This window comes from Laceyella putida (assembly GCF_042665195.1).
GTDB classification, from domain to species: Bacteria; Bacillota; Bacilli; order Thermoactinomycetales; family Thermoactinomycetaceae; genus Laceyella; species Laceyella putida.
On the sequence record NZ_JBHTBW010000003.1, the window covers coordinates 18,873 to 33,246 of the forward strand.

Below are 14,374 nucleotides of genomic sequence, written 5' to 3' on the forward strand. Positions count from 1 at the left end.
GCTGTTAATCAAGCTTCGTTAAGAACGGAGGAGGAAAGCGGGCAACGGAGCGATAGCGACAACGAATGTGATTGTTGCCCGCGCCGGAGTTCGGTGACGGAGCTACATTCCGATAAGGCGACCAAGGAACGGAGACTCAAAAATCGACTTCGAGACCACTTTGTAAACAAGATAGCTTAGTTTTCCATCCTTTGTGGTAATATAAAGGAGACATTGAAGAATCACTTGTCACATAGATAGGCGGATGTGGTTTTTTTCAGGGGGGATTTAGGTGTCAGAGAACCATGTGACCAAAGAACGGAAGCCGGAGTGGCTGAAAGTTCGCTTGAATACAAATGAAAATTTCCAAGAGTTGAAGCGGATGATGCGGAGCAAGACATTGCACACCGTCTGCGAAGAAGCGCGTTGCCCCAATATCTTCGAATGCTGGGCCAACCGTACGGCCACCTTCATGATTTTGGGTGATATTTGCACGCGCGCTTGCCGTTTCTGCGCGGTGAAAACGGGTCTGCCAACGGAGTTGGATTGGGCAGAGCCGGAACGGGTGGCGGAAGCGGTTGAGCAAATGGGTGTGCGCCACGTGGTGGTCACATCTGTTGCCCGCGATGACTTGAATGATGGGGGAGCGGCTATTTTTGCGGCCACGATCAAAGCGGTCCGCAAACGGAATCCGTTGACCAGTGTCGAAGTGTTGATCCCTGACTTCTTGGGCAACTGGGATGCGCTCAAAGTGGTGATGGATGCGAAACCGGATATCCTCAACCACAACATTGAAACGGTGCGCCGCCGTTCCGACCGCGTCCGCTCCAAAGCGAAGTATGACCGCTCGTTGGAGCTCCTGAAACGGGCCAAAGAGATGCAGCCGACCATCCCGACGAAGTCCAGCATCATGGTCGGCGTCGGTGAAACCTTCGATGAAGTGGTTGAAGCGATGCGGGATCTGCGCGCGCATGATGTGGATATCGTCACGATCGGCCAATATCTGCAACCGACGAAAAAGCACTTGAAAATCGAACGTTATGCCACACCGGAAGAGTTCGCGCAGTGGAAAGAAATCGGACTCAGCATGGGCTTCTCCCATGTCGAATCCGGTCCGTTGGTGCGCAGTTCCTACCATGCGCATGAGCAGGTGCAATCGGCGCAAAAAAACGACCAACAAAAATTGGCGCAGTAACGAATAAAAAAAGGACGGCTCTTGTGATAAGGGTCGTCCTTTTCTCATCCTAGTCCATTCGCGGATTGACTTGGCGCAGGGAGTTGGGATTGGCTGATTCGTTGACGTCCGGCGGTGTCTCATCCCCGAGCTTGCGCAGGAGTTGCTCCAAATCGCCCTTCACCCCTTCGACATCATGGTTGCCGACCATGCGCATGCCGATGTCGTTCATCTGCGATTCCAAACTGCGGTTGGTGGTGATATGGACACGGTAATAACGGGGGGTGACGCTTTCAGCCGTGCGTCTGGCCTCTTTGACGGTTTTGGGGTCCATTTTTCCGTTTTTGGTCGCGATGCCCACAAACACGTGATCATCTGTGACCAGTGTGGTGGCGGTTTTGACATTGGGGAGATACGCAACCAATTCCGAAATGTGGCGGGCGAGCAAGTCGCGGTCGACAAACACGCTTGTGGTTGCGCCCGCTTTGTTGTGATAATTTTCTGGATTATATCTGAAATATCCCACTTCATTCTGGCCGCCGCCACCGGCGTTTTCTTCACCGGTCATCGTGTCATTCCGCACGCGGCCAATCCGTGTTTCTTGGCCCTCTTCACGATATAACGGTTCCGGGGTGCTGTTGTTCAACGTGCCGCCGCGGTTTTCCATACCCTGTTCATCCCCGTTGTTGTTGGCACAAGCAGGAATAAAAAGAAGGCTAACGAGAATAAAGTATATCCAGCGTTTCATTTCTTCACCTCCTATTTGCTAAGGTGCCCAAATCCCTTTTCGTGATACAGAAGGTTTTTTACCTGTTACAGGATGTGATAACATATAATGGAGAATAGGAACAGAAAAGGTTGATCGTCATGGAACGTATTCAGATATATGGTTTGGAGTATGAAGTGTTGACCAATTATCGTGAAGGATGGAATGCTGAGGCTTTTCGCCGCCGATATAGCGATATTTTGGCGAAATATGATTATATCGTGGGGGATTGGGGATACGGGCAATTAAGGCTCAAGGGTTTTTTCGCCGATCAGCATGCCCGGGCGACAACAGAGACGCGCATCAGCTATCTTCAGGAATATCTAAATGAATTTTGCAACTTCGGATGCGCTTATTTTGTGCTGAAACGGGTGGGAGAAAAAAAGGAATAGCGAAATGGAACGAGCCAGCTCAAAACTAAAGAGCTGGCTCGTCCGGTTCATCATGCGTGGGGTGGCTTCCGGGATATTCCCTGGCGATGCCTTCATGAAACTCCCGCATTTCATATGTAAAGCCAGAATGGACCTGTTGACCCGGTTTCCATGGCGTCGACTTGCCCAACTTCTGATTGTGCGCCGCGCCATAGGGGCCTTCTGGAAATTCTTCCGGTTGGATTTTTTCGTGTGAGAATGTCATCTGTTCCGCCTCCCTTACGCTTAAGATAAGATGGCGCGGGGGAGAATATGTGTGTCAAATCATGGTATACAAGAATTGGCGCAGTTCTTCCGCTTCCGCCTCTGACAATTGGTACACATGCTCCAAATAGCCGGGCTCATCCAAATCATCTTGGCCAATAATGGCAAAACGGTTTGATTGCAGGTTCAGCACCAGCAATTTGCCATAGAAACGGTCGGTCACCGTAATGGCCAGATCAAACCGATTCGTCTCTCCCATAAAGCTGACAAAGCGGGTTCGGGTATTGACTGTGTCATCATATAAAAACACCCAATCATTAGACATAAAGAAAAACTCCTTCAGAAGTGTTTTCTTCCATTATACCGAGAGGAACCCGGACCCGAAAGGTGAGATATAAATGGCGTAAAAATGAATGGGCTCAGCCGATCATGATAACATTATAAAAGTCCAAAGAACCGGGATTTTTTCTGCCGGCGCGGCAACAAACCGTATTCGCTGGTGGCGGCGGTCAGCCGTTGGGTGAACGAGACATTGCGCAGTTCAATCCGCAATTGGTCTTGTTTTTTGCGAATCTCATCAAACATATGTTGCACTTCATTGGCTGAGACGGAATCATAGCTGACCGTCAACACTTTTTGCTCCATCTCCTCCAATGATTCAAACAATCCAACCATGTGCGTTTCCATGCGTTCCATCCGTTCATACAATTCTTCCACCAAATCGCCCACATTGTCGATGGTTTCCAGCAAATGATGAAACATCTTTTCGGTTGTTTCCGTGTCCAATCTGGTTGGTTCCGCCGTGGAAGGCGGTTGGGAAAGTGAGATTTTCCCCTCTTGGATCAACTCTTCACGGACTTGTTTTAACGTCTTATTGGAGTCGTTGAGCCGCTTTTTGATATCCAGCAAACGGCTAAAGCTTTCCTCCGACAAGACATAATGGCCTCGCTCGTTCCAATTGGGACCGATATATTCTTGAAACGTATCAATCCAATTGCGGACGGTGCGAGCATGGACTTGCAAGCGCTCAGCCGCTTCTTTAGTAGAGATACACCCCGCTTGAGCCATCTTTTACCCTCCCCAAAAAATAAGTGTTTTTGTACGATTTCGCCCATTGTAAAATATTTCCTTCAATCAAGACAAAGGAAGTCACTAGCTGACAAAACTAGTGACTTTGTCGGATAAACAAACACGCGCGTCGAATGCCGGCGCAAAAATACTGCCCTGTGGGTGAAAGCTTCGTTACTGGGAGATACTTTCCGATAAGGCAACCATGAAACGAAGACTCATCAATCGACTCCAAGGCCGGCTTGTCAGCAAGCTACCCCCCCATGGGCATGAGGGGTTCGGTCTTTATTGATATGGAAATTGCGAGCGGTAGTTGGCAAACTGCTGCGCTTTTTGAGTGACTTTGTTCTGTTCCGCCGCCTCCAATTTGTACCAGCCTTTTTGGTGCATCAGGTTAAACAGATCGCGCTGGGCGCGGTGCACTTCGTTTAACAGTTGGAGTTGGATATCAAACAATTGCTGGTTGCTCGCTTCATTCACCGCGGTGTTATACCCGGCCGCCATATATTTTTCCATCGCCAGCATGTCGTTAATGATATCGCGGTCGTTGATTTCGGGCCCCTTCACTTGCGGCAAACCGGTAGAACGCTCAGGACCGATGATGTTTTGTTGGTTTGGGTTCACGATTGGATCTCCTCCTATTGGGTCATTTGCGGCATTTGTGCCGTAGCCGGCATGGGTGTGCCCGCCCCTGTTGCCATCTGCAACTGGACCAACAATGTTTCATAGTGGCGTTGATGCATTTGTCCCACTTGGTTGATCAAGGTGGCGATGGCAGGGTCTTGCACTTCGCGGGCGGCATGATGACACTTTTTCATGGCAAGAAGTTCCCAGGACATCTCATCCGTCAGATATTGCAAATCTTTTGTTGAAATTTGCACAGGTCATCCCTCCTATTTAGGTTTCGGGAGTAATGTTCGCATGGCGGGGAGTGATTATTCCCTTTCGGTTGAGGGATTAATTGTCACTCATATGTAATGGTTTGCATTCCAACGCCTGGCTTATAATTCAATATGAGTGTCAATAAAACGGCATTTTCCAATGTAGGGGGAACCGATATATGGTGTATGATGTTAATGTAAAGCGAATTAAAGTACAATTATGTTATTTGGCCCAATGTCAAGAGGTATTGCGTCAAATGGATCCGCAAACAAGCGGCCTTACGGAAAAGTTTGCGGCGGAGCGCGCTTTGCACTTGGCGGTAGAATGCATGATCGACATTGGCAGCGTAATGATTGATGGATTTATCATGCGGGATCCAGGGGGATATTCGGATATCGTTGAGATCTTGTTAGACGAAAAAGTCATTTCGGCAGACGTGGCGGAAACATTGAAAAAACATGTGCAACTTCGCGAGCGTCTGGTACGTTATTATGATAAGGTCACCTGGACTGAAATTCGCCCGATGTTAGGTGATATGGAGTTATACACTTCATTCAGCGAACAAGTAGAATCCTATTTAAAGCAAGAATTGGGAGCAGATTGGTTGGCATAAAGGGTATATCAGAAGAGAGAAAAGAGGAGAAAGGAAGGTGATGCAGATGAGCGAAGCGGGTTCAACCAGAAAAGAGATCCTATTGATGCTAAAAATGGAAGGGCCGCTTACAGTAGGGGAAATGGCCGAACGTCTGGGAGTCACAGAAATGGCCGTGCGGCGCCACATCAACACCTTGGAACGGGATGGGCTAATCCAAGCACGGCTTTTGAGACAAGCGATGGGCCGACCAACCAGTCAGTATTACCTAACGGAAAAGTCGGATGAATACTTCCCAAAGAGTTATTCGAACTTTACCATCGATTTATTGCACGATCTTGAAAAAAATTTTGGTCAAGAGATGATCAACCAGATTTTTCACAATCGTGAAGAACGGTTAACCGAGGCGCACCAGGCTGAATTTGCCGGTAAAGATCTTAGTGAAAGAGTGCGCATGTTGGCCGAGCTTCAAGACCAAAAAGGGTACATGGTGAAAGTTGAGAAGTTGCCCGATGGCAGCTACGAACTCATTGAATATAATTGTCCCATTGCCCAAGTCGCCAATCAATACAATCAAGCTTGCCAATGTGAACTCAATTGGTTTGAACGATTGCTGGATGCCCGGGTGGAGCGTCCGGAGTGTCAAGCCAAGGGCGGACAGCATTGCATCTTCCGCATCAAACAAAAACAGACAAGTTAAACGGCACGCCTGTCGTGTCGTTTTTCTTTTGGCGCGGACATGGTACAATCAATGAGAAATGATCAGGAGGGGACATCATGTCAAATTGGTACGAGAAAAGTTTTGGCGAAGATTATTTGATAGTCTATAAACATCGTAGTAGACAAGATGCCTCCCGAGAAGTGGCGAGGTTGCAAGAATGGCTTCAGCTACAAGAAAAGCAACTTATTCTCGATCTGTGTTGCGGAATGGGGCGGCATACGATCGCATTGGCGCGGAAAGGATACTCCATGGTGGGGTTGGATTTGTCGCGCGTTCTCCTTTCCCATGCAGTGAGAGAATCAGAAGGATTGGCGATCCCTTTTGTCCATGGGGATATGAGAGCCCTGCCCTTTGTGGATCACACGTTTGATGTCGTCTTAAACTTATTTACTTCGTTCGGTTATTTTGAGCGTGATGAAGATAATCTCCGTGTACTAAGCGAAATCCACCGCGTCTTGAAACCGCAGGGACAGTTTGTGATGGATTTTCTGAATCGGCATGCCGTTGAACAAAACTTGGTGCCGGAGAGCGTCAGGGAAGAAGACAATGTATGGATACGGGAAGAGCGCTGGATTGACGGGGATTTTGTCTGCAAAAAGATCACTGTCAAAGATGAACGAGGGGAACGGCGATATGAGGAGCGGGTTAAAATGGTTGAATATCCGCGCCTCCGGCAATGGATGGAGCAAACCGGCTTGACCGTTGTCCAAGCATATGGTGATTTTGCAGGCCATCCCTATACGAAGGAAAGCGAACGAATGATAATGGTGGGTTGTGTGAACAAATGAAAAAATACCATGGCTACTTGATCGATTTAGATGGAACCTTATTTCGCGGCACAGAGCGGATTGATGGCGCCCTTGAATTCATTGAGTGGCTCCACAAACAGGACGTGCCTTATCTGTACTTGACCAATAATTCGACACGCACCCCTGAACAAGTGGCTGAAAAGTTGCGTCAGTTCGGTTTTCCCGCCACCGCGGAGCAAGTGTACACCTCGGCATTGGCGGCGGCCCAATATGTCAAACAGGAGCTGAACGCGCCGTCCGTGTTTGTGATTGGCGAAGAAGGATTGCAACAAGCCTTTCGGGATCAAGGGATTCGGCTGACCGACGAGAATCCGGACGTGGTGGTTTCGGGATTGGATCGGGCATTCACATATGACAAGATGAAAAAGGCATGCTTGAGTATTCGTGCCGGTGCCACCTTTATCGGTACGAATGCGGACCGGGCTTTGCCGACAGAAGCGGGCCTTCTCCCCGGAAGCGGGTCGCTCGCGATGGGGATGGCTTATGCGACGGGTGTCGATCCGTTATTCATCGGCAAACCGGAGCCGATCATCATGCGCTTAGCCCTCCAGGCGCTTGGCGTGCCGCCAGAGAGGGTATTGGTGATAGGGGATAACTTGGATACAGATATATTGGCGGGTGTGCGGAGCGGCATCGATACACTCCTTGTGTTCACGGGAATTACCACAAGGGAGATGGCCCGAGCCTCTGCTGTGCGCGCTACATATGAAGTGGAGAATCTCCGTGACTGGATCAAACGAGAAAAAGGGGAATAAGGGATGAATCAATGGGAAGACATCTATCAGATTTCGTTGCCGTTGCCGTTTGCCTTGCGGATGATCAATGCGTATGTCATTAAGGGCTCGACAGGGATTACCTTGATCGATGCCGGTTTGAATATCGAAATGGACGTGCGGGCTTGGCAAGAAGCACAAGCAGCGGGAGGTTGGCAATGGGCAGAGGTGGAGAAAATCGTATTGACCCATTATCACCCCGACCATTATGGACTGGCGGGCACCTTGCAACAGTGGACGGGAGCGCCTGTCTACCTTTCCCGCACCGATCATGAACAAGCGCAAATGTTTTTTGGGCGCGACAGCCAGATGCCTGAAGAAATGATGTCGTTTTTTGCGCGCCACGGCTTGCCTGATGAGTGGGCGACACAGATTCCGGATCATATGCGCAGTTTCCATCCATGGGTGGAGCCCCATCCCAAAGCTTCTTGGCTTGAACCGGGGGATTGGATTCGCCTGGGGGACGTCGACTATGAAGTCTTGCATACGCCGGGCCATGCCGACGGCCATCTCAGTTTTTACGATCCCAAGCGAAAGTGGCTGATCGGTGGCGATTTCTTATTGCCGAAGATCACGCCCAACATCAGCTTGTGGCCGAACTGCCATCCCAATCCGCTGGACAATTATTTGGTGACGTTGGAACGGATGAAAGAGCGGGAGGTAACCAAAGTCTTTCCGTCGCATGGACCCATGTTTGATCACTATAACGAACGGATTGAAGCATTGGAGCGGCATCATGCCCAGCGTTTAAATGAAATGCGATCTTTCGTTGTGGACAAGCGGAGAGCGACGGCGTTTGAAGTGTGTGAGCATCAGTTCGGCACCGATCACACCATCCACAACCTCCGGTTCGCCCTGTCGGAGACATTGGCGCATCTGGAGTATTTGCGCTTGCGGGGAGAGCTGTCCGTCGAAGAACGGAACGGGATGGTTTATTACAAGGAGATCTGAGGATCGCAACCAACGCTTGTCATAAGAGAATGGCCGTCAAACGGAATGCAGTCGTTTTTAGCTCGCAACAAGCGCTGGCTGAGAACGGCTATTTTTCTTGTAACCGCTTGCGGTTGTGGGCGAGCCGGGCGGCGGCGGAAGCGGCGATCGCTCCGACGATGTCATCAAGAAAAGTGTGGATCTCCCCGTCATGCTTATTGTTCAGCCGTGCGAGAACGCCGGGTTTGACGCGATCAATAAATCCGTAATTGGTCAAGCCGATGTTGCCGTATACGTTTAAGATGGCCACTGACAATATCTCATCGATCCCATACAAGCTTTCATCATGCATGACCATCTGTTGCAAAGGTCTTTCCAATAAGTTCCTTTCGGCGAGCACATCAAGCTGAATCCCAGTGATGACGGCGTTTTGCACCTCGCGTTTGGTCAACACTTGATTGACGTGTTCCAGGCACTCGGCAAGCGTGATGTCGGGATAATAATCCTTTTGCAAGTATAAGGTTAATTCCGCGATTTCCTCCAGTTGCACGCCCCTTTCTTTAATACAATTGGCAAATCTCATTTTCTGAACAGGGTTGCGCGTTCTTTGCTTTTTGCACGGTAGGTCACCTTCCCATTGGAATATAAATGGAAAACTTCATCGAACATGCAAGGGTTGGGCAACGTTAGTTTATTCTTAACCATATGAGAGATAATTATGATGTGCATAGGGAAAGGATGTGGCAAGATGAGTGAAGCGAGAGTGGCTCTGATCGCGGGAAGCTTGAGCGGATTGGGAAGTATGATCGCCCGTACGCTAGCGGAGGAAATCATAAGGCTCGTTTTTTGTCTCATGAGAAAACAACTTGCTGTTCAAAAAAAGACGCGGCTTGCGCGTCTGAATGGATGGCGGGCGCTCCAAAACCGTTTTCCCATTTGCTTCACTTGTCCATCGGCGTTCATTGGGAAAAGGTTTTTCCGCTCATCAATGACTTTTGAAATAACTTGCAGATAAAACCTACAGGACGATTCTATTTGGATGCTTGCAAAGAAATGGGATGTCCTTGATTCCACCAAATAACACGCAACTCAGGGTAAAATGCGGCTATGAATAAAGCGACTTCTGAATTACCCGATACAAAATGCGTAAATCCAAGTTCAATCGCTCGACTCCCCTTCCATTTGGCAACGCTCTCCAATGTCGACAACTCAACATCGTCATCTCTAAAGATAATCGGCACATATATGTTGTGTGTGCGAAACCACTTTTCTGTTGACTCTTTGTGACTAACCGGTCGGCTTGAAATAATGATGTCTTGAGTTAAAGGAACGGGCGCGTATTTAGCAATCGGATCCTGATCCCGTAGGAAAGGAGTCCCTTCTGAACCATTATGTATTTGGGCCGATTTGATGCCATCTATGAATACTCCATCCATATCCCATGCTGTACGCTCATATTCATGATCCAAAAGTTCCTGATTTTCAGATGCTGTTCCTGTTGAAGGATTAATGCGATATCTTTCCCATGGCAACAAGAATCGAGCATTTGTTTCTTGACAATCAAAACAATAATAATCGGGGGTGGAGGCCGATTTTCGATCTTTGCAAATCACCAGGGTGGACACATCATAACCCAAATCGACAAGGAATTTTTTGCAATTGATGAGCGTTTTTCCCATGCCGGCGAAATCTTCGCAAATCAATAAACGTTTTTTTTCAGGTATGTTGCCTAACCATGCCGGCTTTTCTATTTTGCGATCGTAACGAAGAAAGTAGTAAGGGAGTCCTGTGAGAAAAGCCAAATGCATGCCAGCGAACGAACCACCACGCAAAATAATCACTAATCCATCAAAGTTAGCTGACATGATATCTTTTGCCAGCGTGTCTAACCGCAAAGAAATAGCATTATAGTCGAGATATATATTGCGAATATTCATGCTACTACCCCTTTAAAAAATTATTAATATTGTAAGCGATTATAACACATTACTATTTCCTGATGAACCCCAGTCAGTTAGATGAATGAATTACCCCTTTCAGACAAGTCTTAAGTTGAAATTCAAAAAGAAAGGAGCCTTTTTTCATGAAGTATCCTGTGTTTGATCTATAACCCCTGGAACTACATCAATGTCTAGACTTATGGGGTTTGCCAAGATTATACTAAATATACTGACAAACCTTTATGAAGGAGTGCTTATTATGAAAATTACAGCTGGCATACAAACATTTATCAACAATTATTTGAAAGCAATAATGGAAGATAGGGCTGCCATTTTTGCCGGTGCAGGTTTATCTGTGCCAGCTGGATTTGTTCCATGGAAAGAATTGCTGCGGGAGCCAGCGATGGATTTAGGGTTGGATGTTGAAAAAGAAACTGATTTAGTGGCCTTAGCCCAGTATTTCTATAACAAAAATCGCAGCAGACAAGAACTGACGGAACTCATTATCCAATATTTTGACAAGGAAGGAGTCATCACAAAGAACCACCATACCCTCGCCAGCTTGCCTATTAAAACATATTGGACTACTAATTATGATCAACTCATTGAAAAGGCTCTGATTCAAAACGGAAAAACACCAGACGTGAAGAAGCGCATACAGGACTTTTCCATCATTAAACCCAGAAGAGATGCTATTGTTTATAAAATGCATGGGGATGTCGAGTTGGCTGATCAAGCGGTACTTATCAAAGATGATTATGAAACGTACGAAGAGAAAAAAAAGTTATTTACCCTTAATTTGAAAGGCGAACTTGTTTCCAAAACATTTTTGTTCATTGGATTTAGCTTTGATGATCCTAATTTAGAGCATATTTTGAGTCGCATTCGTGCGTTGGTGGATGGACATACCCGACCTCACTACTGTTTCTTCAAGAAAGTTCAACGAAAAAACTATCCGAAAGGGGATATAGGGGATCAGGAGTATCAGTATGATAAGATCAAGCAAGATTTGAAGTGCGCAGACTTAATTCGGTATTGCATAAGACCCATATTAATTGATGATTATTCTGATATTGAGCAGATTTTGAGCTTGCTTCACCAGCGATATAGCAGAAATAATGTGTTGATATCTGGGAGCGCCGCGCAATATGATCAGTTCATGCTGAAGGATATAGATCCTACTAGATTCATTCATAATCTGGGTTATCAACTTAATAAGAGAGGATATAAAGTCATTACAGGTTTTGGAGACGGAGTGGGCAGTTCAGTCATAAATGGCGTATTGGAAAGTGTTTATGAAACAAATGAAAGAAAAATTGACAATCATCTTTTAATGCGTCCTCTCCCGCGGTTTGCAACTCAGGAAGAATCGTTGACGGAGCGGTGGGAGAAATACAGAAAAGATTTAATTCAAGAAGCGGGAATTGCTATATTTATTTTTGGAAACAAAATACAAGACAATCAACTGGTTAATTCTCCCGGTGTCAAAAGAGAGTTTGAAATTGCAAAAGAAAAAGGGCTTAAATTGATACCAATAGGAGTTACGGGATATAGAAGTCGAGAACTTTGGGAAGAAGTCATGAGGAATTTTGAAGTTTATTATAGCGACTTTGCTGCCTTAAAAGAACAATTCGCGAAATTGGGCAACGGTAATCTGAAATCTGAAGAAGTCATTCAAGCAGTCATTGAGATATTAGATGTACTAAATGGCAAGAAATAAAATGAATAGAAAGCTCCCTGTTTCCCTTTGAAGGGGATTTAATTATCATATCGGGGAGTTGTCCATTTATGCTGGACCCTCGAGCGATATTGGCCCAAGAAAATGATCATAGTTGTAAAAACGAGGGATGGGAGTGAGGATGCGAAGGGGTTAACCCCCTACCCATCCTCACTCTTAATTAAGGCTGATGTAGAGGTTCATGTTTCAACGAGTAACAATGTAAAAAGTAATGTGCGATCCAACTGACATATTTAAACAGACACGCCCTAGTAAGTTCGATGATCTTTTGCTAGAATTTAAGCATCGAATTACCAATATGCGAGCGTCAAATCGGTAAAATAAAACGTTTGCGCTTAGATGATGTCTTCGTGGATGGTTGTGGGTTGCCCCCCAAATGAGGCATCCATTTGTCAAATTTTAATTGACACATTCCATGAGTGCATTCCTTTGCGGATACATTGAAAAGTTACATCCATGTGGTTATCTAAGATACCGGTTCTCTAATGTTTCCTTTGTTAAACAAGAGAGATGTTGGTTGGATGCGATCAAATATAAGACGATAGGATGAAACAAATCATGAAGCAAAAAGTTGCATTGGTTACAGGTGGAACTCGCGGATTAGGGCAAGCTATCGCGAAAAAATTGGCTGCCGAAGGAGCGATTGTATGGGTTGCCTCTAGATCAGCCGAGTTTACAGAAGAAACCGTTCCTCGGCCTGGCGAAATCAAAGAAATTCACTTAGATGTAACGGATGAAGAAAGCGTAAAAAAACTGTTTGCCTATATTATGAAGCAACATAATCGGTTAGATGTACTGATTAACAATGCGGGAACTGCTATATTTAAACCCATTTTAGAAACCTCTGTAGATGAATGGAATCAAGTTATAGAAACAAACGTAACCGGATTGTTCTTATGCTCAAGGGAAGCATTTCGCATTATGAAATTACAAGGTGGAGGTCGTATTATTAATATTGCTTCCATTTCTGGTTACATTCCTCTTGCAAATAATGGAGCATACGGAACATCTAAATATGCTGTAAGGGGATTTTCTAAGATTTTAAACGAAGAAGGAAAAGAGGCTAACATTAGAGTGTCGGTTATCAGCCCAGGAGCGATACGTACAGGGATAGCAGTAGACCAAACCGGTTTTGACCCAAATGATATGTTAGATCCTGAAGCTGTAGCGGAATCTGTACTCGATATTGCCCGAAGACCTTTAAACACCCATATCGACGAAGTCAAAATTTTACCGCCCAAAGGAGTCCTATAATACACACCAAGTAGACTGGGTATGTAGCCATTGTCTATGTATGAGAAAAACGTTGGTCCGTGATTTGAAAGTCAAAATTGGAGGCAGGAGAAAATATCATGATCTATATGTCAAGAAAACTATCCTTTTCCGCTGCGCATGTGATTCGTGTCCCTTCATGGAGTGAGGAAGAAAATCGGCGCCTGTTTGGTTTTTGTAGCAATCCTCATGGCCATGGGCATGATTTTACTTTAGAAGTGATGGTCAGTGGGAAAGTGAATGAAAGATCAGGGATCGTAGTAAATATCAAGGATATTGATCATGTAGTGAAAAATCTAGTGAACGAAGAATTGGATGGAAAGTTTTTGAATCGGGAACATCCGTTTTTCCGTGAACATGTTCCAACCACAGAAAATATCGTCAGATACCTTTGGAATTCATTGGAAGGCAATGTGCCCGATAGTGAATTGCATAAGATCAGATTATGGGAAAGCCCATTTTTGTATTCCGAAAAGGAGAAAGGATCTATGATAAAATTAACTCGAAAGTATCACTTCAGCACAGTCCACCGTTTGCACAGCGAACAGCTTTCTGCGGAAGAAAATCGAAAGATTTTTGGAAAATGCAATAATCCCCATGGACATGGACATAATTACTATCTCGATGTAACAGTAGCAGGTGAACTTGACCCGATTACTGGGATGGTTATCAACTTAGCTGAATTAGATCAAATCGTAGATAAAATTGTGCTTCAAAAATTTGATCATAAGCATTTGAATTTGGATACGGAAGAATTTAAGAATTTAAATCCTACCTCAGAGAATCTAGCAATTGTTATTTGGAATCTTCTTTCTCCCCATCTTCCAAACCTTTACAAAATCGGTCTGTGGGAGACGGAGAAAAACTACTTCGAATACTTAGGATAAAAGTGTTGAATCGTGATGGTTCATGCACAAGTGAGACATGAAGTCACTTGAGCCGTTGCTTTTTTAATTTCGGGTTAAACCTGCCGATCCACGGGCAGGTTCCTGGATGAGAACTGGCTGTCTAAAGCACCAATAACGGATCCGATAGTCATTATATCACCTGAACCGCTAGGAAAAGCGGTTTTTTTATTGTCAAGTGGATGGGGAC

General features: G+C 45.8%; 18 protein-coding genes. 10 read left to right on the forward strand and 8 right to left on the reverse strand.

Going from position 1 to position 14,374, the window contains the following annotated elements; genetic code table 11:
• The first annotated feature begins 271 nt into the window (after nucleotides 1–271).
• On the forward strand, nucleotides 272–1,174 hold the full coding sequence (gene lipA, locus ACFQNG_RS00605; protein WP_379862854.1) for a lipoyl synthase: 903 nt from the start codon (nucleotides 272–274) through the stop codon (nucleotides 1,172–1,174).
• 49 nt (nucleotides 1,175–1,223) lie between these two features.
• On the opposite strand, the gene ACFQNG_RS00610 is transcribed toward lipA, so the two are convergent.
• Nucleotides 1,224–1,901, reverse strand: a complete 678-nt coding sequence (locus ACFQNG_RS00610; protein WP_379862855.1) for a YhcN/YlaJ family sporulation lipoprotein — start codon at nucleotides 1,899–1,901, stop codon at nucleotides 1,224–1,226.
• Nucleotides 1,902–2,020: 119 nt separating this feature from the next.
• On the opposite strand from ACFQNG_RS00610, the gene ACFQNG_RS00615 reads away from it, so the two are divergent.
• Nucleotides 2,021–2,311: a YutD family protein gene (locus tag ACFQNG_RS00615; RefSeq protein WP_379862856.1), complete on the forward strand. Its 291-nt coding sequence runs from the start codon at nucleotides 2,021–2,023 to the stop codon at nucleotides 2,309–2,311.
• Between the two features lie 25 nt (nucleotides 2,312–2,336).
• On the opposite strand, the gene ACFQNG_RS00620 is transcribed toward ACFQNG_RS00615, so the two are convergent.
• The 5 genes from ACFQNG_RS00620 to ACFQNG_RS00640 all read right to left on the reverse strand — a co-directional run bounded on the left by ACFQNG_RS00620 (nucleotide 2,337) and on the right by ACFQNG_RS00640 (nucleotide 4,503).
• Complete coding sequence (locus ACFQNG_RS00620; RefSeq protein WP_379862857.1) at nucleotides 2,337–2,555, reverse strand: hypothetical protein; 219 nt, start codon at nucleotides 2,553–2,555, stop codon at nucleotides 2,337–2,339.
• Between the two features lie 54 nt (nucleotides 2,556–2,609).
• The gene (locus tag ACFQNG_RS00625) at nucleotides 2,610–2,879 is read right to left on the reverse strand and encodes a DUF3055 domain-containing protein (protein ID WP_379862858.1); all 270 of its coding nucleotides are present in this window, start codon (nucleotides 2,877–2,879) and stop codon (nucleotides 2,610–2,612) included.
• Between the two features lie 113 nt (nucleotides 2,880–2,992).
• Complete coding sequence (locus tag ACFQNG_RS00630; RefSeq protein WP_379862859.1) at nucleotides 2,993–3,622, reverse strand: MerR family transcriptional regulator; 630 nt, start codon at nucleotides 3,620–3,622, stop codon at nucleotides 2,993–2,995.
• A 285-nt stretch (nucleotides 3,623–3,907) separates the two neighbouring features.
• Nucleotides 3,908–4,246 (reverse strand): spore coat protein, encoded by a 339-nt coding sequence (locus tag ACFQNG_RS00635; protein ID WP_379862860.1) that lies wholly within the window; start codon nucleotides 4,244–4,246, stop codon nucleotides 3,908–3,910.
• 14 nt (nucleotides 4,247–4,260) lie between these two features.
• Complete coding sequence (locus tag ACFQNG_RS00640; protein ID WP_379862861.1) at nucleotides 4,261–4,503, reverse strand: hypothetical protein; 243 nt, start codon at nucleotides 4,501–4,503, stop codon at nucleotides 4,261–4,263.
• A gap of 179 nt (nucleotides 4,504–4,682) precedes the next feature.
• Between ACFQNG_RS00640 and ACFQNG_RS00645 the strand changes: the two genes are divergently transcribed.
• From ACFQNG_RS00645 to ACFQNG_RS00665, 5 genes are all read left to right on the forward strand, one after another.
• Nucleotides 4,683–5,117: a DUF86 domain-containing protein gene (locus ACFQNG_RS00645; RefSeq protein WP_379862862.1), complete on the forward strand. Its 435-nt coding sequence runs from the start codon at nucleotides 4,683–4,685 to the stop codon at nucleotides 5,115–5,117.
• Between the two features lie 40 nt (nucleotides 5,118–5,157).
• Nucleotides 5,158–5,796, forward strand: a complete 639-nt coding sequence (locus ACFQNG_RS00650; protein ID WP_379862921.1) for a helix-turn-helix transcriptional regulator — start codon at nucleotides 5,158–5,160, stop codon at nucleotides 5,794–5,796.
• 77 nt (nucleotides 5,797–5,873) lie between these two features.
• On the forward strand, nucleotides 5,874–6,605 hold the full coding sequence (locus tag ACFQNG_RS00655; RefSeq protein ID WP_379862863.1) for a class I SAM-dependent methyltransferase: 732 nt from the start codon (nucleotides 5,874–5,876) through the stop codon (nucleotides 6,603–6,605).
• The gene (locus ACFQNG_RS00660) at nucleotides 6,602–7,381 is read left to right on the forward strand and encodes a TIGR01457 family HAD-type hydrolase (RefSeq protein ID WP_379862864.1); all 780 of its coding nucleotides are present in this window, start codon (nucleotides 6,602–6,604) and stop codon (nucleotides 7,379–7,381) included. The genes ACFQNG_RS00655 and ACFQNG_RS00660 overlap by 4 nt, the downstream gene beginning before the upstream one ends.
• Nucleotides 7,382–7,384: 3 nt before the next feature.
• Nucleotides 7,385–8,350, forward strand: coding sequence for an MBL fold metallo-hydrolase (locus ACFQNG_RS00665; RefSeq protein WP_379862865.1), 966 nt, complete (start codon nucleotides 7,385–7,387; stop codon nucleotides 8,348–8,350).
• 88 nt (nucleotides 8,351–8,438) lie between these two features.
• Here the strand turns inward: ACFQNG_RS00665 and ACFQNG_RS00670 are convergent, their stop codons facing one another.
• Nucleotides 8,439–8,912, reverse strand: a complete 474-nt coding sequence (locus tag ACFQNG_RS00670) for a phosphatidylglycerophosphatase A family protein (protein WP_379862866.1) — start codon at nucleotides 8,910–8,912, stop codon at nucleotides 8,439–8,441.
• Nucleotides 8,913–9,360: 448 nt separating this feature from the next.
• Nucleotides 9,361–10,266 (reverse strand): phosphoribosyltransferase, encoded by a 906-nt coding sequence (locus tag ACFQNG_RS00675; RefSeq protein WP_379862867.1) that lies wholly within the window; start codon nucleotides 10,264–10,266, stop codon nucleotides 9,361–9,363.
• Between the two features lie 262 nt (nucleotides 10,267–10,528).
• On the opposite strand from ACFQNG_RS00675, the gene ACFQNG_RS00680 reads away from it, so the two are divergent.
• From ACFQNG_RS00680 to ACFQNG_RS00690, 3 genes are all read left to right on the forward strand, one after another.
• Complete coding sequence (locus tag ACFQNG_RS00680; RefSeq protein ID WP_379862868.1) at nucleotides 10,529–11,989, forward strand: SIR2 family protein; 1,461 nt, start codon at nucleotides 10,529–10,531, stop codon at nucleotides 11,987–11,989.
• Between the two features lie 576 nt (nucleotides 11,990–12,565).
• Nucleotides 12,566–13,261 (forward strand): SDR family oxidoreductase, encoded by a 696-nt coding sequence (locus tag ACFQNG_RS00685; RefSeq protein ID WP_379862869.1) that lies wholly within the window; start codon nucleotides 12,566–12,568, stop codon nucleotides 13,259–13,261.
• 98 nt (nucleotides 13,262–13,359) lie between these two features.
• Nucleotides 13,360–14,166: a 6-carboxytetrahydropterin synthase gene (locus ACFQNG_RS00690; RefSeq protein WP_379862870.1), complete on the forward strand. Its 807-nt coding sequence runs from the start codon at nucleotides 13,360–13,362 to the stop codon at nucleotides 14,164–14,166.
• Nucleotides 14,167–14,374: the final 208 nt, after the last annotated feature.